At 68.4% G+C, this 21,002-nt stretch carries 19 protein-coding genes; 5 read left to right on the forward strand and 14 right to left on the reverse strand.

The window, feature by feature from the left end; all coding sequences use genetic code 11:
* Positions 1-41: 41 nt before the first annotated feature.
* Genes V4U86_RS13555 through V4U86_RS13565 form a run of 3 tightly spaced genes read right to left on the reverse strand, consistent with a single transcriptional unit; the run spans position 42 to position 2,801 of the window.
* A complete protein-coding gene (locus V4U86_RS13555; protein WP_395311707.1) occupies positions 42-854 on the reverse strand; it encodes an acyl-CoA thioesterase domain-containing protein in 813 nt (270 codons plus the stop codon).
* 43 nt (positions 855-897) lie between these two features.
* A complete protein-coding gene (locus V4U86_RS13560; RefSeq protein ID WP_395311708.1) occupies positions 898-1,587 on the reverse strand; it encodes a response regulator in 690 nt (229 codons plus the stop codon).
* Positions 1,584-2,801 carry a sensor histidine kinase gene (locus V4U86_RS13565; protein ID WP_395311709.1) on the reverse strand — a complete coding sequence of 406 codons (1,218 nt, stop codon included), beginning with the start codon at positions 2,799-2,801 and terminating at the stop codon, positions 1,584-1,586. Before V4U86_RS13565 ends, V4U86_RS13560 begins: the two co-directional genes overlap by 4 nt.
* Before the next feature lie 134 nt (positions 2,802-2,935).
* On the opposite strand from V4U86_RS13565, the gene V4U86_RS13570 reads away from it, so the two are divergent.
* Entirely contained in the window at positions 2,936-5,815 is a 2,880-nt protein-coding gene (locus V4U86_RS13570) for an RND family transporter (protein WP_395311710.1), read from the forward strand.
* Here V4U86_RS13570 and V4U86_RS13575 read toward each other — a convergent pair.
* The 4 genes from V4U86_RS13575 to V4U86_RS13590 are packed head-to-tail and all read right to left on the reverse strand — an operon-like array spanning position 5,732 to position 8,685.
* Positions 5,732-6,385, reverse strand: a complete 654-nt coding sequence (locus V4U86_RS13575) for a nitroreductase family protein (RefSeq protein WP_395311711.1) — start codon at positions 6,383-6,385, stop codon at positions 5,732-5,734. The two genes, V4U86_RS13570 and V4U86_RS13575, sit on opposite strands and share 84 nt — an antisense overlap.
* A gap of 20 nt (positions 6,386-6,405) precedes the next feature.
* A complete protein-coding gene (locus V4U86_RS13580) occupies positions 6,406-7,212 on the reverse strand; it encodes an SDR family NAD(P)-dependent oxidoreductase (RefSeq protein WP_395311712.1) in 807 nt (268 codons plus the stop codon).
* A gap of 1 nt (position 7,213) precedes the next feature.
* A complete protein-coding gene (locus V4U86_RS13585; protein WP_395311713.1) occupies positions 7,214-7,633 on the reverse strand; it encodes a nuclear transport factor 2 family protein in 420 nt (139 codons plus the stop codon).
* Positions 7,630-8,685 carry a zinc-binding dehydrogenase gene (locus tag V4U86_RS13590; RefSeq protein ID WP_395311714.1) on the reverse strand — a complete coding sequence of 352 codons (1,056 nt, stop codon included), beginning with the start codon at positions 8,683-8,685 and terminating at the stop codon, positions 7,630-7,632. The genes V4U86_RS13585 and V4U86_RS13590 overlap by 4 nt, the downstream gene beginning before the upstream one ends.
* A gap of 74 nt (positions 8,686-8,759) precedes the next feature.
* Here V4U86_RS13590 and V4U86_RS13595 point away from each other — a divergent pair, with 74 nt between their 5' ends.
* The 4 genes from V4U86_RS13595 to V4U86_RS13610 all read left to right on the forward strand — a co-directional run bounded on the left by V4U86_RS13595 (position 8,760) and on the right by V4U86_RS13610 (position 13,325).
* Positions 8,760-9,614, forward strand: a complete 855-nt coding sequence (locus tag V4U86_RS13595) for a helix-turn-helix domain-containing protein (protein WP_395311715.1) — start codon at positions 8,760-8,762, stop codon at positions 9,612-9,614.
* 89 nt (positions 9,615-9,703) lie between these two features.
* A complete protein-coding gene (locus tag V4U86_RS13600) occupies positions 9,704-10,855 on the forward strand; it encodes an acyl-CoA dehydrogenase family protein (protein ID WP_395311716.1) in 1,152 nt (383 codons plus the stop codon).
* A gap of 13 nt (positions 10,856-10,868) precedes the next feature.
* On the forward strand, positions 10,869-11,975 hold the full coding sequence (locus V4U86_RS13605) for an acyl-CoA dehydrogenase family protein (RefSeq protein ID WP_395311717.1): 1,107 nt from the start codon (positions 10,869-10,871) through the stop codon (positions 11,973-11,975).
* 90 nt (positions 11,976-12,065) lie between these two features.
* Positions 12,066-13,325 (forward strand): TetR/AcrR family transcriptional regulator, encoded by a 1,260-nt coding sequence (locus V4U86_RS13610; RefSeq protein ID WP_395311718.1) that lies wholly within the window; start codon positions 12,066-12,068, stop codon positions 13,323-13,325.
* On the opposite strand, the gene V4U86_RS13615 is transcribed toward V4U86_RS13610, so the two are convergent.
* The 7 genes from V4U86_RS13615 to V4U86_RS13645 are packed head-to-tail and all read right to left on the reverse strand — an operon-like array spanning position 13,322 to position 20,992.
* Positions 13,322-13,801: a hypothetical protein gene (locus V4U86_RS13615; RefSeq protein WP_395311719.1), complete on the reverse strand. Its 480-nt coding sequence runs from the start codon at positions 13,799-13,801 to the stop codon at positions 13,322-13,324. The two genes, V4U86_RS13610 and V4U86_RS13615, sit on opposite strands and share 4 nt — an antisense overlap.
* Before the next feature lie 8 nt (positions 13,802-13,809).
* Positions 13,810-15,288 (reverse strand): MCE family protein, encoded by a 1,479-nt coding sequence (locus tag V4U86_RS13620; protein WP_395311720.1) that lies wholly within the window; start codon positions 15,286-15,288, stop codon positions 13,810-13,812.
* The gene (locus tag V4U86_RS13625; RefSeq protein ID WP_395311721.1) at positions 15,288-16,427 is read right to left on the reverse strand and encodes an MCE family protein; all 1,140 of its coding nucleotides are present in this window, start codon (positions 16,425-16,427) and stop codon (positions 15,288-15,290) included. Before V4U86_RS13625 ends, V4U86_RS13620 begins: the two co-directional genes overlap by 1 nt.
* A complete protein-coding gene (locus V4U86_RS13630) occupies positions 16,424-17,707 on the reverse strand; it encodes an MCE family protein (RefSeq protein WP_395311722.1) in 1,284 nt (427 codons plus the stop codon). The genes V4U86_RS13625 and V4U86_RS13630 overlap by 4 nt, the downstream gene beginning before the upstream one ends.
* Positions 17,704-18,789 (reverse strand): MCE family protein, encoded by a 1,086-nt coding sequence (locus V4U86_RS13635; protein WP_395311723.1) that lies wholly within the window; start codon positions 18,787-18,789, stop codon positions 17,704-17,706. Before V4U86_RS13635 ends, V4U86_RS13630 begins: the two co-directional genes overlap by 4 nt.
* Positions 18,789-19,805: an MCE family protein gene (locus tag V4U86_RS13640; protein ID WP_395311724.1), complete on the reverse strand. Its 1,017-nt coding sequence runs from the start codon at positions 19,803-19,805 to the stop codon at positions 18,789-18,791. Before V4U86_RS13640 ends, V4U86_RS13635 begins: the two co-directional genes overlap by 1 nt.
* Positions 19,802-20,992: an MCE family protein gene (locus V4U86_RS13645; protein WP_395311725.1), complete on the reverse strand. Its 1,191-nt coding sequence runs from the start codon at positions 20,990-20,992 to the stop codon at positions 19,802-19,804. The genes V4U86_RS13640 and V4U86_RS13645 overlap by 4 nt, the downstream gene beginning before the upstream one ends.
* Positions 20,993-21,002 lie beyond the last annotated feature (10 nt).

The raw sequence follows: 21,002 nt of genomic DNA on the forward strand, positions 1-21,002 counted from the left end.
ATCGCCGCGCTGTCCACGAGTTTTCTCGGGCGGTGCGGCCCTCAGCGGGTGCGGTCCGGGAACGGGTCGTTGCTGAAGTCGATCTGGGCGGCCGGGTTGCTCACCGCGGTCACCATCCCGGAACCGATGGCGCCCGCACTGTCGAACAGCGTGGCGGTGCCCACCGCGATTCCGTCGGCCGCCCAGTGCGAGTCGGCCTGCACCCCGATCCATTCGTCGCGGGGCAACCGCGCCAACGCCACGGTGAGATCGCCGTTGATGTAGCCGACCCCGGCGGTGCCGAGGTTGGTGACCAGACTGGTGCCCTCGGCCGCCATCGCGGCGCGCACGAACGGCGAATTACGGTGTCCGTCGACCACATCGATGGTGCGGTTGACGAAGCGTTTCCGGGAGGTGTTCTGGTGGTCGGCGATGGCGTCCGTCCAGCCGACCTCGTCGCTGCCGATGCCGATCCCCCGGCTCTCGTCAGGGTCGGACGGCCCGACGAACGTCATCGGGGCCACCCACTCCTGCCCCCGGGGCGGCTCTGAGAGCCGGTACTGGACCAGGGTGGCCCGCACCACCGTCACGCCGTCCTGCACCAGCTCGCATTCCGCGTTGCGGACGCGTCGGCCATCGCGGACCAGGGCGAGCTTGGTATGCGTCGGTACCCCGCGGGCCGCCTTGAACAGATCGACGGTCAGCCGGGACGGCAGGAACTGCGGATCGCCGAAGCTCTCCTCCAGAGACCGGGCCACCAGCCCGACCAGAGCCGGGCCGTTGAGGTGGTCGGGACCCCAGTGGCTCTGCGCGTAGGCGCTGGGCAGGAAGGTGTCCTGCTCGGTCTGGGTGAAGTGAAACGGGCGCGCACTCATTTGCGCATCGTCGCACAGGGTCATCAAGGCCCGGCGGCCGCCGCTATTGCGGTACCACGATGCCGTGGTCGTAGGCGTACACGATGGCCGCGGCCCGGTCCCGCAACCGCAGCTTGTCGAAGATGCGTCCGATGTGACTTTTCACCGTCACTCCGGAGATGAACAGCTGCTCGGCGATCTCGGCGTTGGTGTGCCCCTTGCCGATCAGGGTCAGCACGTCGAGCTCGCGTCCGGTGAGCTCGCTGACCTCCACCTGTGGCGGACCCGCGGCGGATTTACGGTAGGTGTTGAGCACGCGGGCGGTCACCGCCGGATCCAGATAGCTGTCGCCGTGCGCCACGGCCCGGACCGCGCGGATGAGTTCCTCGGCCGAGGAGTCCTTGAGGACGAACCCGGCGGCCCCGGCCCGCAGCACCCCGGACAGCAATTCGTCCTCGTTGAACGTGGTCAGCGCCAACACCGGCGGGCCGCCCGCCTCGGCCAGCCGCCGGGTCGCCTCGATGCCGTCGACGCGCTTCATCCGCAGGTCCATGACCACCACGTCGACCGGCTGCTCGGCCAGTGCATCGAGAACCTCGTCGCCGTCCGAGCATTCCCCGACGATCACGAAACCGTCCTTGCGGCGCAGGATCCGCCGCAGCCCGGAGCGCACCAGGGCCTGATCGTCGACGAGCAGAACCGCGATGTCGATCCAATTGCCGTCACCGCGTTCACCTCTGAAGTCCACGGTCATCCCCCACACCGGCTGACGTTCCTGGCGGTCCCGGTGTCCCCCAACGGCACCTCCGCGTGCACCGCCCACCCTTCCCGGGTCAGGCCGATATCGATGACGCCGCCCAGTATCTCGACCCGTTGCCGCATGCCGCGCACGCCGCGACCATCCGGGGCCCGCCGGCGCTCGACCGTCACGGACACCGGCATCTCGTTGCGCACCGAGAGTTCGGCGCGGTCGTCGGTGACCGTCAGACAAACCGTCGACCGGGAATCCGGTGCGTGCTTGGCGACATTAGCCAGGGATTCCTGCGCGATCCGGTAGAGCGCCAGCCCGACCGCCGGTGACACCGGCGTGGTGGAACCCTCGGTGCGTAGCGTGACGGCCAGCCCGGCCCGGGCGAAATCGTCGATGAGCCGCGGGATGTCGCCGATCCCGGGTTCCGGAGCGATCCGCATCGGTGCCTGGTCCAGCAGACCGACGGTGCGGCGGATATCGGCCATCGCCTCTCGGCCCAGCTTCTCGGCATCCTCCAGCGCGTCGACGGCGTCATCGATATCGCGGTCTTCCTGCAGTGCCCGCCGGGCGCCGGTGAGGTGCAACAGCGTGACCGAGAGCGAGTGGGCGATGACGTCGTGCACTTCGCGCGCGATCCGGCGGCGTTCGTCGGCGGCGGCGTGCTCGGCCAGCGCCTCCTGAGCGGCCCGCTGCGCGACGATCAACTGCTGCTGGATACGCATCAGATACCCGACCAGCCAGCCCATGCCCAGCACACTGAGGTAGAGCCACAGTCCGTCCAGCCGGTGGACCGCCGCCGCGGCGGACAGCATCGCGGCCGCCGACGCCGTCGCCGCGAGCCCGCCGGCCAGCGGGGTCATCGCCGTCACCGCCCCCGTCATCAGCACGAGGATCAACGGCGCGAAATCGAACGGGATCGGTGTGGAGGTGGCGAACAGGAAGATCGCCGCCGCGCCGGACCATGCCCCCCAGATCAGCAGCGGGTTGAACGAGGCGCCGCGGGCGAAGAAGACGACCAGCGGGCACATCGCCACCATGATGCCGACCGGCACCGCGACCAGGTAGTCCGAAGCCGGGCGCTGCAGTGTCGACACCACCGCGATCAACGCCAGCGCGAGATCGGTGGTGATGACGAAGGTCCAACTCCAGCCGAGCTCGTTGAGCTCGTTGTGGCGCGCGAAACGCCTACGCAGGAATTCGGGCACGGCCAGGCGCATCGGACGATCGTATGTCCGCAACCCCGACAAGACCATCGTCCTGCGGGCGGATTCTCGCTCCTACCAGGGTAGGAGGCCCGGTTTGGGCCCTCGGCACGACGCGCATCCCCTGTCCGGTTTCTAGCGTTTGGGCCATGGGGTGGATGCGGCCGCTGACGCGGCGCGGTGCGGCACTGACCGTCGGGATGTGGCTGGCGCTCGCGGGTGCGATGAATGTTGCCGTGCCGCAACTGGAGACCGTGGTGCACGAGCACACACGTGCGTTCCTGCCGATGGATGCGCCCAGCTCGCTGGCCACCGTGCGATCCGCGGAGTTGTTCGGCGAGCACACCGACAACAACCTGACCTACCTGGTGCTGGAGCGCGCCGCCCGAGCGCTGGGAGACGAGGACCGCGCCTACCACGACCGGCTCGTCGCCGCGCTGAGGGCCGATACCGATCACGTTCGTGGTGTCACCGAACTCTGGTCGGACCCGCTGACCGAACCCTTCGCGGTCAGCACGGACGGCCGGGCGGCCACCGTGATGCTGCGGCTGGCCGGGGTGCTGGGCACCACCGAGGCGGCCGACGCGGTGCACGCGGTGCGGACCGCCGCGGGGGCCGCGGGTGTGCCGGCCGGGCTGGAGGTGTTTCTCACCGGGCCGGGCGCCACCATCGCCGACGAGTTCAGTGCGATCGACCGGCAGATGCTACTGATCACGGCCGCGACCGTCGGGCTGATCCTGGCGCTGCTGCTGGTGGTGTACCGCTCGGTGGTCGCGGCGCTGATCCCGTTGTTGTCGGTCGGGCTGGCGCTGGCCGTCGCGCGGACCATCGCGGCGGTGTTGGGTGGTGCCGGTCTGATCGAGGTGTCGCTGTTCTCGGTTGCGTTGGTGGCCGCCATGATGCTCGGCGCCGGAACCGACTATGCGATCTTCCTCATGGGTCGCCATCAGGAAGGTCTGCGTCACGGCCTGGATGTCCAACAGGCCCTCACGGCGGCCTACCGCGGGGTCGCGCCGGTGGTGGCCGGGTCCGCACTGACGGTGGCCGCCGCACTGGCCGGTCTGGGTTTCGCGCAGGTCGGCTTCTTTCGCAGTGCCGGAATCCCCTCTGCCATCGGCATTCTGGTGGTGATGGCCGCCTCGCTGTCACTGACCCCGGCGCTGATCCGGTTGGCCGGCGGGTCCGCACTGCTGCGCCCGAGGCCCATGAGGACGCAACGGCGCTGGCGGCGCATCGGGACCACGGTATCGCGTTGGCCCGCACCGGTACTGGTGACCGTGCTCGCCGTTCTCGTCCTGCTGGCACTGCCCGTCAGCGGGATTCGCGCCGGATGGAACGAGCCGGCTGCGACACCGGCCGACAGCGAGTCCAGTCGGGGCTACGCGGCGGCTGACCGGCACTTCGCGCCGAACCATCTGTTGCCGGATGTGGTCGCGGTCCAGACCGTCGACAATGTGCGGACCCCGTCCGGTCTCATCGCGGTGGAACGGGTCACCCGTGCGGTGATGGAGATCCCCGGGGTGCGGCTGGTGCAGTCCCCCAGCCGGCCGTCGGGCACGGTGCCCGAGGAGACCACCCTGGCCGGCCAGATCGGCCGCATCGGAGACGAACTGGCGGGCGGCGTGCGGAGCCTCGACGATCAGCTGCGCGGCCTCGACGATCTCGACGGGACGCTCGCCGGGATGGGAACGGCCTTGTCCGGGATGCGGCAGGGGTTGCAGGGTAGCGCCGCCGGACTGGGTGAGGTACGCGCGGCCGCGGTCGATATGCAGCGCGGCACAGCGGATCTGCAGTCCACCGCGGTAGCAGCGGCGGGCCGGTTGGATCCGTTGCGGGGCTACGTCACCCGGTCACCGAACTGCCCGGCCGACCCGGTGTGCTCGGTCCTGCAGCAGATCGTCACGCCGGTCGACGAAGTGGTCTCGGGCACCGCTGCGCTGACCGCGGGCGTGCACCGGATGGCCGGCGGCACCGGCGCCGCGACCGACGCGCTCGGTGGTATCCCGGCGTGGATCGACGCGATGACGGCGGCCGTCGGCCGGGCGCGGCACCTGATGGCCGAGACGACGGGCCAACTGGCTGCGGTGGGGCCGCAACTCGGTGAGTTCACCGGGTATCTGCGCGAGGCGGCCTCCGCGTTCGAAGGCAGCGCTGCAGGTGGGTTCTACGCGCCCCATCAGGCACTGGCCGACCCTCGGATGGCGGCCGCGCTGGACCGGCTGATCGCGCCGGACGGGCGGGCGTTCTACCTACTGGTCTACGGACAGGGTCAGGAGTGGGGCGCGGACGGGGTGGCCCGCGCAGTGTCGATCGAATCCGCGGTGGCCGAGGCCACCAAGGAAGGATCGTTGCGGCCGTTGGCCGTTCACCTGTCCGGGGCCGGCCCCGCCACCCGGGATCTGACGCATATGGTGGCCGACGACACACGGCTGCTCGCGATCAGCACCCTGGCGCTGATCTTCCTGATCGTGGCGCTCCTGCTGCGCAGCCCGGTGGCCGGGCTGGTGGTGGTCGGTACGGTGGCGCTCTCCTATGCCGCTGCGCTGGGTGCCGCCGTGCTGATCTGGCAGCACCTGCTGGGGTTGCCGTTGCACTGGGCGGTCGGGCCGATCGCCTTCATCGCCCTGATCGCGGTGGGCGCCGACTACAACCTGTTGCTGGCCATGCGCATTCGGGAGGAGATCGCCGCCGCACCGGGTGCGGCCGCACTGCGCACCGGCATCATCCGCGCGTTCGGCGCGACGGGTGGAGTGGTCACCACCGCGGGGGTGGTCTTCGGCATCACGATGCTCGCGCTGTTGGGCAGCAGTGTGCTCAGCATCGCCCAGATCGGCCTGACCATCGGTGTCGGGCTGCTCATCGACACGATGCTGGTGCGGACATTCCTGTTGCCAACCCTGATGGTGCTGCTCGGTCGATGGTTCTGGTGGCCGGGCATGCTGCGCTCAGCGCACGCCGGCAAGCAGTTCGTCGGCGGGCTGGTCCCAGTGGTCCAGGCTGACCGCGTGGGTGAGCGGGCGGCGTCGTAGCCGGCCGTGCCGGCCCTTCGGCCAGCCGATGACGATGTGCCCGCCCAGCATCCAGTCCTCGGGCACGCCCACCGCCTCGCGTAACAACGCCTCCCCGCCGTAGGAGGCCCAGCTGGTCAGGCAGGCACCCAGGCCCTGTGCGCGGGCTGCCAGCAGGAAGTTCTGCATCGCCGGGAAGATCGAGGCACCGAGCAGCAGGTCCGAGGCCGTCGGGAAGCGTTTCTGGACGAACAGCACCGAGGTGAACTCCTCGGCCCGGTCGTGCAGCTCATAGGTGGCCCGATTGTTGCGGGCGACGAGGTCGGTTTCCTGCTCGGTGGGCCTGCTCATCCCGTAGACCGGCTCGATGGCCTCCAGCGCGAGCCGAGCGGCCGCGGCGACCACTTTGCGCAATTCGGGTGACCGCAGCACGACGAACCGCCAGGCCTGTGCGTTCGCGCCGGACGGCGCCCAGGTGGCGGCCTGGAGGCAGCGGGACAGGGTTGCGTCGTCGACAGGCTCATCGGTGAACCGGCGGATCGTCCGCGCCGTCGACAGCACCTCCCAGATGTCACTGCTCGCACTCGCCATGTCGGCACCCTAGCGTGCGCTCATCCCATCGTGGCGGCGCCCGCCGCCGTCAGCAGTTCCACGGCCTGCCTGCGGGGCATCGCCCCGAGCATCGGTGCGGCGGCCTTCATCACCTCGCCCACCAACACGGTCGGGCCGTTGCCGAGGTTGTCCAGTGCCTCGGCGACGACCTCCTCGGCCGTCGCCGCATCCGCGGGCCTGGTCTCCGGAGACGGCAGCACGCCGCGGGCGTGTTCGAGGGTGCGCAGCGCCGGGGTGTCGGTCTTGCCGAGTATCAGGCCGATGACGTCTACCCCGGCGGGATGCAACTCGGCCCAGAGCGCCTCGGCGAACACCATGTCGAACGCCTTGGACGCGCCGTAGGCCACCATGTTGGGCGCGCCCGCGAAACCCGCTCCGGAGCCGAACAACACGATGGCGCCGCGACCCCGGGCGACCATCGGCGTGGCGAAATGGTGGCACAACCGCATCGGGGCAACGCAATTGCGCTGCACCATCGCTTCCGCGGCGGCGAGTGGACTGCTCAGAAACGGTGCGTAGTGCGGGTCGGCGCCCGCGCAGTACACCAGCGTGCCGATCTCCAGGTCCTCGGTGGCCTCGGCGATCCGGGCGGCAGCGGACTCCTCGGCGAGATCGATTGCCAGCGTGCGGGTCTGGACCCCGGTCCGGCTGTGGATACCGTCGGCGACCTCGTCGAGGACATGCTGCCGGCGGGCCAGCAGCACCACGTTGACGCCGTGCCGGCCCAGGGCCTCGGCGAAGGCCGAGCCCACCCCGTCGGATGCCCCGGCCACCACCGCCCACGGTCCGTACTTGTCAGCGAACACCTCACGCCCCGATCGTGGTGATCCGCACCGCGGTGAAGGCGCGTCGCGAGATCCGCCAACCCAGATCGGTGCGGACCAGATCGTCATCGTAGAAGCCGACTGCGTTGACCCCGGAGGCGTTGTCGGCGGCCATGATCAGGCCGTCGACATAGGTACGTGCGACGGCTCGGTCGCCGTCGGGTTCGATGACCATATTGCTCAGCCGGTGCATGGTGTGGCCGGCCATCGTATGGGACTGCTCCATGAACTCGGTGACGGCGTCTGCCCCGGTGAAGCTGCCGATCTCACCGTAGTCGAGTACGCAGTCGTCGGTGAACACGGTGCGGAACGTCACCCAGTCCCGGCGGTCGATACCGGTGGCGTACCGCAGCAGCACCTCGGCGATGTCGGCGCGGTCGCGTCGGTGGACAGAATCCGTCATCGTGGGTCTCCGTTCGGGTGGACGATGATGCGGGCCGGGCCGGCCGAGCTGCGGGCCAGTTCGATGGCCTCCGGAACACCTTCGAGATCAACGACTTTGCCCACGCTCGGCAGTGGATCGAGGCGTCCGTCGTTGATCGCGTCGAGGGTCCCGTACCAGTCCTGGGGCATCGGCCCGCCACCGAACTGGATGGTCACGCCCTGGCGGGTGGCGTCGGTGATATTCAGGGTGTCGCCGGTATACCAGCCGCCGGCGCAGTAGATGCGGGTTCCCATTTCGACCGATTCGACGATGCTCTGGATCAACCCCGACGCCCCGACACATTCGAAAACGATTGCCGGACCGGGCAAGTGGCGCTTGGCACGGATCTGCTGGAAAACCTCGAACGGCGACGTTTCGGCGGGGTCGACGCAGATGTGTGCCCCGAAACGGTCGCGGGCGAGATCGCGGCGCTCGGCCTGGAAATCGGACACCACGATGGGTTCGATGCCCCGAGCGCTGAGCGCGGCGACGGCCGAGAGTCCGATGGCGCCGGCCCCGATCACCACGGGGATCTCGCCGGGCGCCACGTTCGCGGCGCGTACATAGAACTCGCCGACGGCGAACGCATCCGTGAGGGCCGCGGCGTCGGGCGGGGTCTGTTCGCCGGCCGGTTTGGCCAGCGCCTCGGCGATGACCAGGCGTTCGGCGAAGCTGCCCTGTGCGTCCGGATGCTGGCCGATGATCCGGGCGCCGGCGGCGGCGCCGCCGTCGACCAGTCGGATCGGTATGGAGGTGACGCGGCTGCCCACGGGGTACTGGTCGGAGCAGCCCGGGCCGTGCCCGATGACCTCTCCGACGAATTCGTGGCCCAGCACGATGTCGCGGTCGGCGTCGTAGAGCGAGCGGCCGGTGGGATCGTCCAGGCTGAGTTCGGGGTGGTCCATGAAGTGCACGTCGGAGGCGCAGACGGCGGTGCTCAGGGTTTTCAGGAGCAGTTCGCCGGGCCCGGGCACCGGCTCGGCGATCTCCCCCACCGCCAACCGCCCGTTCCTCAGCAGTACAGCGCGCATGGGCCCCTCCTTGCTGTTATCGAATATTCGAGAGATACTCTCGAGTATCTGACGTCACGGTAGGCGGCAGCGCTGTGAGGAGTCAACACATTCGCGGATCGACATCGGCGCCGACGGCACGTGCGCTCGACATCATCGAACTGCTGGGCCGCCCCGGCGGGTCCGCACTGCGGTTCTCCGACATCACCCGCGAACTCGGGCTGACGCAGGCCACCGCGCATTCCATCCTCAAGACGCTCTTCGACCGCGGCTGGGTCAGCCGGGACCCGATCGACAAGACCTACACGCTGGGGCCGTCGCTGACGCTGGTGGCGGCGCACGTCGACGGGGCGCGTCCGGTGATCGCCGCGGCCAAGGCGGCGATACGGCGGGTGTCCGCGGACGTCGGCTACCCGGCCTCCGTGCTCGAGCGGGTCGGCGACAGTCTGGTGATCACCGCATTCGACGGTGGGGCGGCCAGCGTGCCCGGCGACCGCATCCCCTACGCCCCGCCATTCGGCGTGGCCTTCGCCGCCTGGGACACCGCCGAGGAGCAGCGGGCCTGGATCGCCCGTGCCGCGGCATCGGATCCCGAACTCACCCGACGACTTCACCGGGTGCTCGCGGATACCCGTGCGCGTGGCTTCGACATCGATTCGACGACGCCGGCGTTGGCGGAGGCGGCCAAACTGATGGGCGGTGCCACGGATCTGCCCGACTCGGTGCGGCATCTGATGGACCGCCTGCTGGTCGAGTTCACCACCATCGGGCCCCTGGCGGGAGGCGAGACCCGGCCGGTGGCAACGATCTCCGCCCCTGTGCTCGATCGGCGCACGCGGGTTTCGCTGATCATCGCCGTGCATCCGTTGCGCACACTGCCGACCGCCGAGCTGCAGAGCATCGGCGCGCGCCTGGTCGAGGAGGCGGCGGGCGTGGCCGCGGGTCGCTGAGCCGGCCCGCCGGCCGACGCGGTTGACCAAATATCTGTTCCACCGTAGAGTCCAGCCGGAAGCGAAGCTACGTTCGAGACGGAAGCCCCTTGGATTCATTCGGTTTCAACTACCCGGCGCACACCGAGCAGCTCCGCAAGGAACTGCGGGAGTGGCTGGCCGGTCACCTGACCGAGGAGATCCTGGCCGCGGCCCGGAACTACGGCCGCTCCGACGATGCCTTCGAAACCATGCGAGCCTGGAACGCCCAGATGGCGGACGCGCGCTGGGCGGCCGTCTCGTGGCCGACAGAATACGGTGGGCGCGGCGCGGGGATCCTCGAACAGTTGGTCTACGCCGAGGAAACCACGTGGGCGCGAGTGCCGCACCCGCTCAACGTGATCGGCATCAACAACATCGCGCCCGCACTCATGCAGTACGGTTCCGAGCGGCAGAAGCTCGAACTGCTCCCCCGCATGCTCCGGGCCGACGACATCTGGTGCCAGGGCATGTCCGAACCGGAGGCGGGTTCGGATCTGGCTTCGTTGCGGACCCGCGCCGTCGCCGACGGTGACGACTTCGTCATCAACGGCCAGAAGGTCTGGACATCCTTGGGCCACCGCGCTCGCTGGTGTCAGCTGTATGTGCGTACGGACCCGGATGTTCCCAAGCATCAGGGCATCTCCTGCCTGATCGTCGACCTGTCGCTACCCGGAGTGCAGGCCCGCCCCCTGGTCACCCTCAACGGTGACGCCGACTTCGCGGAGATCTTCTTCACCGACGTCCGGGTCCCGGCAAGCGCACTGCTCGGCGGGCTCAACGAAGGGTGGCAGGTGGCGACCACCACGTTGTCGCACGAACGTGCCGGGGCGGCAAGGCTGTACGCCGAGATGCAGACCAGACTCACCGACCTGGTCGCAGACCTGGACGCCGCGGGCCACGACCTGTCCGATCCCGCGCTCCTGCGCCGCCTGGGGGACCTCGAGATGCGTATCAGCTATCTGGAAACCCTGTGCCAGCGTTCGATTTCGGCGACCAGGCACGGCCGGGACGGATTCGGCACCGCCAGCCTGGCGAAGACGGTGTGGGCGCAGATCGGACAGGATCTGGCGGCACTCGGCTATGACCTACTCGGCGACACGGGTGCCGACGGACGGTGGGCCGACTACCGACTGACCTCCCATGCGCTGAGCATCGCCGGCGGTACCACCCAGATCAACACCAACATCACCGCGCGACTGCTCGGACTCCCCCGCCGATGATCCGGAGCGACCTGTGAACCTGGAATACAGCGCCGAGCAGACGGCATTGGCGGAGACGGTCCGGGGATTCCTGGCGGACAAGGCCGGGGCCGATCACGCGCGGCAGTACCTCGATGACCCGCGGGGCGGCACCGGTCCGGTGTGGCAGGGGCTGGCCGGGCTCGGCGCGACCGGTCTGCTGGTGGCGCCGGAGAACGGCGGGACGGGTGCGACGATGGTCGAGGCCGGCATCGTCGCAGAGGCACTCGGATCCGCCGTGTACCCCGGGCCCTGGTTGTCCTGCGCCGCCGCGGCCCGCGCGCTGGCCCGGTTCGGTCTTGAGGATCGCGCCGCCGAACTACTCGCCGGGATCGCCGGCGGATCGACCATCGCGACCGTGGGGCCGCTGACCGGTCCCGGGCCGGTGGCCACCGGCGCCGGCCAGGAGGTGCTGCTGCGGGGAGAGATCGACGGGCTCACCGATGCGGGCGCCGCGGACGTGGTGCTTGTTCTGTCCCCCGAATCCTGCGGCTGGGATTTGTATTCCACGCCGGCAGCGCGCCTGCAGCTCTCAGCGGTGCCGGCAATCGACCTGACCCGCAAGGCTTTCCGGGCGAACTTCGACGACGTCCCGGGGCAGCGACTGGGCACTGCCGGGGACGAGGCCGTGGCCGCGTTGCGCGACGACGTGCTGGCGCTGGCGGCCGCAGACGCACTCGGTGCCGCGCAGGCCCTACTGGAGATGACCATCGAGTACGCCAAGAACCGGTGCCAATTCGGCCGGCCCATCGGCAGTTTCCAGGCGGTCCAGCAGCTGTGTGTCGACATGTTCCAGACCGTCGAGCTGGGCCGCGGTGGCGTGCTGCGGGCGCTGTGGGCGGCCGACGAGGCCGATGACACCGGGCGGCGAATGGCGGCAGCCCGGATCAAAGCCTTCGGTGCCCGGCTGGCCGGTGTGGGCGATACCGCGATCCAGGTGTTCGGCGGGATCGGCTACACCTGGGAGCACGATGCACATCTGTACCTGAGGCGGCTGCTGGGCTTCTCGGGTTTCCTCGGCAGCGGCGAGCCGTACGCCGAGCAGGTCGGTGCCGCGCTGGTGGCCGGCTGCCGGACGGAAAGGAGCGGGGCCCTCGGGTAGCGCGCCTGGGATACGCAATGCCCCGCCGCCGCGAGGCGTGGTCGTAGAATCGGTATTCCTATCGGGTTCGGACACGAGAGCAGGGAGTTGATGATCGACCAATCGTCAGACTCCCCGGACACCCGCCGGATCGAGATTCTGCGCACCGCCAACGACGTCATCGCCGAATCGGGGCTGCGGACGTCGCTACAGCAGATCGCGGATGCGGCAGGAATCCTCGCCGGCAGCCTGTACCACCATTTCGAATCCAAGGAAGCCATCCTCGTCGAACTGATCCGGCGCTATCACGCGGCGCTGGACCTCGTCGGCGAGCAGGCGCTGCGTGGACTCGATTCCCCCGATCCGCGTCCGATCGAGGAACAGATCGTCGGCCTGGGCCGGGCCATCGCCCGGTGCGCGGTGGCCCACCGCGCCGCGTTGCAGATGTCGTTCTACGAAGGCCCCAGTTCGGACCCCGAGCTGATCGAGCTGACCAAGCAGCGGCCGGCCGGGATCCAGTCCGCCATGCTGCAGCTGCTGCGCGCGGGCCGGTGGAGCGGTTTCATCCGGCCCGAGATGGACCTACCGACGCTGGCCGACCGGATCTGCCAGAGCATGCTGCACGTCGGGCTCGACGTGATCCGGCACAAGGGCAGCAGCGATCAGGTGGCCGGCCTCCTGTGCCGCATCCACCTGCATGGCTTGGCCAGCCACGAGCTCACCGACGCGCACCTGGATCGTTCGGCCGCCTATGCCGCCGCCGATGAGGTGGTCAAGAGCTGGTCGGAGAACGCCGAGCCGGCCGGCAGCGACAAGGCCGCTCACGTCCGCGCCGTCGCGCGCAGCGAGTTCGGTAGGCGTGGATACGAGATGACCACCATTCGCGACATTGCGTCGGCGGCCGGAATGGGCACCGGGACCGTATACCGGATCATCGGCTCCAAGGATGAGCTGCTGATGTCGATCATGCTCGCCTTCGGCCACAAGGTGGGCGGTGGCTGGAGCGAGGTGTTGCGCACGGACTCCACGCCGCTGGAGAAGCTGGACGCGCTCAGCTGGCTCAACATCAATGCGCTGGACCAGTTCCCGGACGAGTTCCGGATCCAGCTGGCCTGGATGCGGCAGTCCCCACCCGATGTCGCCGACCCTGGATGGTCGTTCTCGACCCGGGTGCGGCAGATGAAGACGATGCTCTCCGAAGGGATCCGTTCCGGGGAGATCCGGGTGGACAGCCCGAACGCCGAACTGCTGGCCCGCGGTGTCATCGGTGTGCAGTGGATCCCGGAGAACATCCTGCGGGAACTGGGGCCCGACCGTGCGCTCACCCACTCCCGGGACACGGTGATCCGTGGTGTGGCCGTGCGAGATTAGTCGATCCTGGTCAGCTGCAACGGCATTCGGATCGTCACCGCCCTGTTGATCCCGCACGCCCCGCTCGGTCCGACGGTCTCGTTCCAGCCGGTCAGCACGGATGCGTTGTAGTCGTTGGTGCGGGCCGGCCAGAAGGCGAGGTCTTGGCGTCCCGGTGCGAAGGTGCCGTCGGCGCAGGGCACCCAGTTCGGCACCGTGTGGCGGGCCCGCCAATGACCGCTCAGGTAACGCAATTCGGCCGTCCAACCCCGATCACTGACGATCTGCCCGGTGCAGTCGTAGGCGGTATGGCAGGTCGACGTGATCGTCCAGGTCTCCGTCAGGGTCGTCTGATCACGATAGGTCTCGTTGGTCTTGGACCATTTCCCGTCTGACACCGCGGTGAAACGCCCGTTGACGGCGGTCCCCTCGTTGTCGGCTATGCTCGGCGGCGCCGCCACCAGCGCCGCGAAAAGGACTGTGGCGAAAGAACTCAACGCATACTTCACGGTGCGCCTCCACCGGGCAGAATCAGCTGCTTCCAGTCCCCGGCCGGCACCGGAGCCACCAGATCGGTCTGCGCGGACACCTGACCGTCCGGTGTGGCGAACCGCCCGGTGACCGGATCGTAGTGCGCGAACGCCACCGGTGGCGGCGGGGCGGGCGGCACGGGCGGCGGCGGGGCGGTGCCCTGCACCGGGGCGTAGAGACGGTCATCGTCGGTCGCGCGGTCGTCCGGTGCGATGCCCTGGGCGATCAGATTCGGGTCGAACGGGTACGGCCCGAGTGCGTGCTGGCGCATGGCCAGCGGCGTGAAGGGCTTGTCGCTATAGCACTCCTGCACCGTCGGAGCGTATTTCCCGGGCACACCCATGCACGGGGTGTTGCGCGCCCCGCGCACCGCGATCGGCGAATCCTGCGGCAGCTTGCAGTACATGCCGTCCGGCGTATCGACGGTGGTGGTATCGGCCGGGCTGCGCCACGCCGTGGGCGGCAGGAAGCCCACCGTGCAGGCCGGAGGATCGCTGACCGAGATCCGAAAGTCGCCGATCGCGATGCCCGTCGGGTTCTGTCCGGGCGCCGAGGCCTGGTAGTAGGCCACCAGCGGCGGCAGCAGAACCAGCATCTGTTCCAGGCCCGGGCGGTAGGTCACCCCGATCTGGCCGATGGTGGACAGGTTGGCCAGCAGCACCGGCAACGTCGGCTTGACCTGTTCGAGCAGATGCGTGACATCTCGGGTGGTCTGCGGTGCACTGGCCGCGATGCGGCGGAACTCGGCGTCGTTGGCCCTGAGTTCATCTGTGACGCCGGCCAGGCTCTGCGACAAGGAGCTCAACGAGTCGGTACTCCGACGTTGGCTGTCCACCAGCGGCACAGCGTCGTCGATCAGCCCGGCCATATCCGATCCGGCGCCGTCGAGGTCGCCGGTGATCCGGGCCGAGGAATCCAGCAGGGATCGCAGCTGTGGCCCGGCACCGTCGAACGCCTCGAACGATTCGTCGAGCAATTCAGAGAGTTTGTCCTTGGGGATGCTGCCGACCAGTGCGTCGAGTCGCTCCATCATCGGCGCCACCTGCTGCGGCACCGTGGTGTCGGGCCGGTCGATGACGGACCCGTCTCCCAGGTAGGGCCCCTGGTCCGTGAGCGGTCGGAGATCGACATACTGCTCGCCGACGGCGGACACGCTGCGCACCTGGGCCTGGACATCGGCCGGGATCCGGGGCTCCCGGTCCAGCGACAGCGTGGCGATCGCGCCATGGCGGTCGACGTTCATCTCGGTCACCTTGCCGATCTGGATACCGCGGTAGGTGACGTTGGCGAACCGGTACAGCCCGCCGGAACTGGGCAATTTGAGGGTGACCGTGATGCGGTTGAGTCCGAGCAGCATCGGCGCCTGCAGGTACTGCACCAGCATGACCGACAGCCCGACCACCGAGGCGATGGTGAAGATGATCAGCTGGGTGCGCACGAACCGGGTGAGCATCAGCCACCGCCTTCGGACGTCGGCCACGGCGATGGATTGGGCGGTTGTCCCACCGGCGAGCCCATCGGATTGTTGGTGTAGAAGGCGTCATAACCGGGGTCGCCGGGGGCGGGGACCAGCGGCGCGTTCTCGTCACCGAATCGGGTGCCGGCGAACAGACCCCGCTTGAGCCGGTTGTGGGTGAGGTCGACGGTGACGAACAGGTTCATGTAGTCGCCGTGGATGCCACGGTCGATCAGGTTCTGGCCCATGGGAAAGACGGTGGCGAAGGCTATCGTGCGGCCCAGTTCCGGACCGACATCGGCGATGGCTGCCAGCGTCGGCCCGAGGTTCTCCAGATTGCGCACCAGGTAGTCCTTGGTGTCTGCGATCACCGCGGTGGCCGTGTCGCTGAAGACCCCGAGGCGGGTCAGGGCGCCCACCAGATTGGGGCGCTGCCGGTTCAGCACGTCGAGTGCGACCGGGATCTCGCGTAGCGCCCGGCGGATGACCTCGTCGTTTCCGGCCAATGTCGCGGCGAACCGGTCGAGTTCGGTGATGGTCGTGATGATGTTGTCCCGCTGGATATTCAGGTTGCCAACGAAGGTGTCCATCTGGCCGACGAGTTCCCGGATCTCACCCTGCCGGTTGGCGAACAGATTGTTCACATCGTGGATGATGGAGCCGATCTGGCCGAGCCCGCCGGGGTTGACCACCGCGGACAGGGCGGCCAGGGTCTGTTCGGTGCTCGGGTAGCTCCGGGACCGGTCCAGCGGGATCACCGCACCGTCGGGAAGCTGTCCCTGTGGGTCCTGCCCCACCGGGGCACCCAACTGCAGGTGCATCGATCCCAGCAGGCTGGTCTGTCCCACGCTGACCACGGTGTTGGCCGGTACGACGACACCGTGCCGCACCGAGATGTCGGCCTGGGCGTGCCGGTCCTGCACCCTGATCCGGTCGACGGTGCCGACCACCACATCGTCGATCATCACCGGCGAATTGGATTCCAGGGTACCGACGTTGGCCAGGTCGACCGAGTACCTGAACGCATTGTCGCCGCGGCCGACGGTGCCGGGCAGCGGCAGCGAGTTCACCCCGCTGAACGCACAGCCGGGCACGGCCACCATCACCGTGACGGCGAGCACGCACAGTCGTCTCATGGTGTGGGCACCCCCGGGAACAGCAGGTCCTCCAACGTCGCCGGCGGGTCCCCGGGCGCCCCAGTGTAGGCGGACACCGAGGGCACCGGTGCCGCGGGCGGGCCGAGATCGCCACCCGGTGCGAGTTTGGGCTCGGTGTAGATCAGCTTGCCGGGCGACGGCGCCGCGGTGAGGAAGGGACTGAACGGGAACGGCAGATAGTTGAAGTTCATCGTCCGCAACGCGGGCCCGAGTGTCTGCGAGCACAACTTGGCGCTCTCCGGTGCGGTGACGTTCTCCAGCGCACCCGTCATGCCGCAGACGAAACTCACCGGATCGGACATGTTGTTCAGCACGAACACGCCGCTGGCACCGCCGGTGCGCGGGTCGAACATGTTGTAGGCGTTGGCCAGTGAGGTGGGCGTCACGTGCAGGACCTGTTCCAGGTCCATCCGGTGATCCACCAGGTTCTGGGTGACATTCGCCAGCCGCTGCACCTGCTCGGCGGTCTCGTCGCTGCTGTCCCGGACGAACCGCTGCACATCGTCGATCACCTCGGACAGGTCGGTCAGTGCGGCGTCGAGGTCGCCGCGGCTGCCGTCGACGGCGGCGGTCAGCGTGGCCAACCGGTCCTCGAACGCGACGATCTGCTCGCTGCTGTCGCGCAGCGCGGAGACGAAGGCCTGTAGATTCTGCACCGTACCCACCAGGTCCCCGCTGCCGTCGGCGAATATCTTTGCCGCTCCGGATAGCTCGGAGATCGTCTGGCGCAGCTTCGCCCCGTTGCCGTCCAGCGCGTCCGCTGCGCTGTCGATGAACCGGCCGACCGATGTGGTGGACACGTCGGCCTGCGGGCCCAGATCGGCGGCCAGCCGGTTCAACTGGGTCTTGACCTCGTCCCACTCCACCGGCACCGCCGTGCGGCTGCGCGGGATGACGGCGCCGTCCTGCAGCGTCGGCCCGTTGGTGTACAGCGGGGCGAGCTGCACGAAGCGGGACGAGACCAGGTTCTCGGCCACCACGATGGCGCCGGCCTCCGCCGGGACCGCCACATCGTCGTCGACGGCCATCACGATCCGGACCTGGGTACCCTCGGCTTCCATCGAGGTGATGGTGCCGACCGGGACGCCCGCCACCCGCACCTGGTCGCCGGGATAGATGCCGGTGGCCGTTTCGAAGATGGCACTGACGGTCTTGGACCCGAAGTGGCTGTGGCTGAGCAGATGACCGGCAGCCGCCAGCAGCACGGCCAGGACGGCGATGCCGCCCAGGATGAGGCGATTGCGTCGCTGGGCTGTCATGGGTGTGGCTTCTCCGGTATGCCGTTGTACGGGAAGGGGAACTCGGCACGCGGCCCGGCATTGTCGGGTGGCTGCCCGGCGTTCACGCCGCGGCGGAAGCCGAACGCGTAGTCCAGGAACGGCTGCAGCAGTGGCGGCAGATCCAGGTTGGGGATGTAGGCGCTGTAATACGGGCCGTTGGCGACGGTCTCCCCCAGCGTGATCTGGAACTTCGCCAGCCGGGGCAACGCCAGCGCGATGTTGTCCCGGTTCTTTTCCAGCACCGCGCTGACGGCGTTCAGTTTGGCCAGCGACGGCGCGAGCTCCTGCTCGTTGTCGGCGATCACCCCGGCCAGTTCCCGGGACACCGCCGATACATGGGACAGCAATTCCACGATCGCCCAACGCCGCTCGGCCAGCACCTCGACCAGGTCGTCGGTGTTGAGGATCATGGTGTTCACCTGCTGGCTGCGCTCGGCCAGGATCTCGGTGACGGCGTTGCCGCTGCGCAGCAGGTCCCCCAATGCCTCGTCGCGTCGATTCATCGTCTGGGAGATACGGGTCAGACCGTCGAAGGTGGGTCCCAGCTGCGGGGCGATCTGGTCGATGGTGGCCGACAGCGTGTCCAGTGACTGGTTGACCGCGGCGGTGTCGGTGCCGGCGGTGTTGGTGGCCAACTCCCCGACGGCCTCGGTCAGCGTGTACGGGGTGAATGTCCGTGATCGCGGAATCGTCGACATCGGGCGCAGGGTCCCCGACCCCGCGGACGTCAGCGTGAGTTCGCGTTGCCCGAGCAGCGTACCGGTCCGGATATGGGCGGTGGTTTCGGAGCCGAATTGCATTGTCGCATCGGCGCTGAAGGTGACCAGTGCGCCGTCGGTGCCCAGTTCGATATCCGAGACCGTGCCGACGTCCATCCCGGACACCGCCACCTCGTTGCCGACCACCAGTCCGGCCGCGTCGGCGAACACGGCCTGATAGCGCACGGTGGTCGCCCAGTTGATGAGTAGCTGCGGCTGCAGACCCACGGCGACGACCAGTGCGATCAGGATCGCGCCCATGATGCCGGCGCGGATCAGCTTGGGACCTCGGTATTTCAGCATCAGGGCTCCACACACCTGCCCTGTTCCTGCTTGAACACCGGGAAGACGGCGGTCCGGCCCTGCAGGTCGGTGACCCGGACCGCCAACGAGCAGATGTAGTAGTTGACGAAGCTTCCGTAGGAGCCGATCCGGATCAGCTTTCGGTAGTTCTCAGGTGCCTTCTGCAGTGCGTCGTCGAGGAGACCCTTCTGCCCCTCGAGTGCGGGTGCCAGTCGGTTGACCTGGTCGAGGGTCCCGGCCAGCGGCCCGCGGGCCCGTCCGAGCAGATCGGCCAGCGAGGCGGTACCGGCGTTGAGGGCGTCGATGGCGGCGCCCACTGGCTCCCGTTCGGCTGCCAAGCCGCTGATGAACTGCTCCAGCCGGTCGATGGCCGCGGTGAAGTCCGCGCCCTGCTCGGTCAGGGTGCCCAGGGTGCGGCGCAGGCTGTCGATCAACTGCTGGATCGTCGCGCTACGGTCGGCCATCGTGTGCACGAACGTCGCGGAGTTGCTCATCAACGACTCCATCGTCGGTCCCTGACCCTGCACGACCTGGATGAGTGACCCGGTGAGGGCATTGATGTCTTCGGGATCAAGGCCCTGCACAACGGGTTTGAGGCCGCCGAGCAGCAGGTCGAGATCCAGCGCCGGGGATGTGCGGTGCACGGGGATCCGGGCACCGGGCGGCAGCAGCCTGGTCGATCCGGGTTCATCGACGATCTCCAGGAACCGGTCGCCGACCAGGTTGAGATAGCGCACCTCGGCGCGCGTCCCGTCGGTCATCACCACGTCGCGGTCTGTGGAGAAGGACACCAATACCGTCTTGTCGGCCTGCATGCGCACGTCGGAGACGGTGCCTACCCGGACCCCGGAGAAGCGCACGGATTCACCGGGTTTGAGGTGCGAGACGTTCTCGAACACCGCGGTGTAGGTATGGGTGGAACCTGTCCGGTACTGACCGAAGATGAAGAACAGCGCAGCGGTCAGCAGCGTCATCACCGCGGCGAACACCGTGAACTTGATGCCCAGCCGCATCATCCGGGCTGGCCGATCTGTGCGCTGTTACGGGGCGGGCCGTCCTTGGGGCCACCGAACAGGATCTGTTTGAGCCCATCGGCGTTGAGCACGATCCCGGGATTGTTGTACTTCCACGGATTGGCCCCCACATCGGTGACGACGAACGGCGGCACCTTCTGGTACGGCACATCGGGCAGGTCGGTGCACTGCGGTCCGCCGGTGGCGGCCACTTTCGGGATGTTCTCCGGGTATCGATACCGTTCCTGGCTCCACATGAATCCGGCCAGGATGTCCACACCCGGTTCGTTCAGGGGCGGATTCGTCGACATCAACGTGATGCCCTTGAGCGCGCAGCGCAGGGCTTCGTTGTACCGGTTGGTCAGATCGGTGGTGGACACCAGGAACTTCACGGTGTCGGTCAGGGGTTGACGGCTGTCCCGCAGTACCTGATCACCGACGTCGGCAAGGCCGATGGCGCCGAGCAGCATGGCGTCGAGGTTCTGTTCCTCATCCACCATGGTCCGCCCGATCACGGTGGCGTCATCGGTGACGGTGAGCAGATCGGTTGCCGCGTCCGCGTAGGACCTCAACACCGGCGGCAGGGTTTCCAAGTGCCGGTTGATCGTGTCGATGCGTGGATTCATCTGGTGCAGGAAGGAATTCAGATCCACCAGCATCTGTCCGACCTGACCGCCGTTACCGCCGGTGGCCGCCGCGATCGCCCCCAGCGTCTGGTTCAGTTTCTCCGGTTGGATGGTCGAGAGCACCGACACCAATTGTTCGAACACGGTGTTGATCTCGATCATCACCTGCCGGGCATCGAGTACCTGTCCCGGACGCATGGACTGTTGCGATGGGTCCGGCGGCAGTCGCAGTTGCACCGACTTGGCGCCGAAGACGGTGGTGGCGGCGATGTCGGCGATGGCATTGGCGGGAATGGCCGGCAGCCGCGCCGGATCCATGGCCAGGTGTAGCACCGCCTGTCCGTCGGCCCGATCCTCGATGGCGGCCACCGTGCCCACCTGAACCCCGTGGAACTGCACCTTGGCGTCGGGATTCATCACCAGGCCGGCCCGCGGGGACACCACGGTGACCGGCACCGAGTCCTCGAAGTCACCGCGGAACGCGATCCCTGCCAGCGTGGCGACCGCGGCCGACGCGACGATCGTTCCCAGCCCGGCGAGCGACCGCGCCGTCAGGTTCGCCACGACCACCCCT

It is taken from the genome of Mycobacterium sp. AMU20-3851, assembly GCF_043974665.1.
GTDB lineage: Bacteria > Actinomycetota > Actinomycetes > Mycobacteriales > Mycobacteriaceae > Mycobacterium.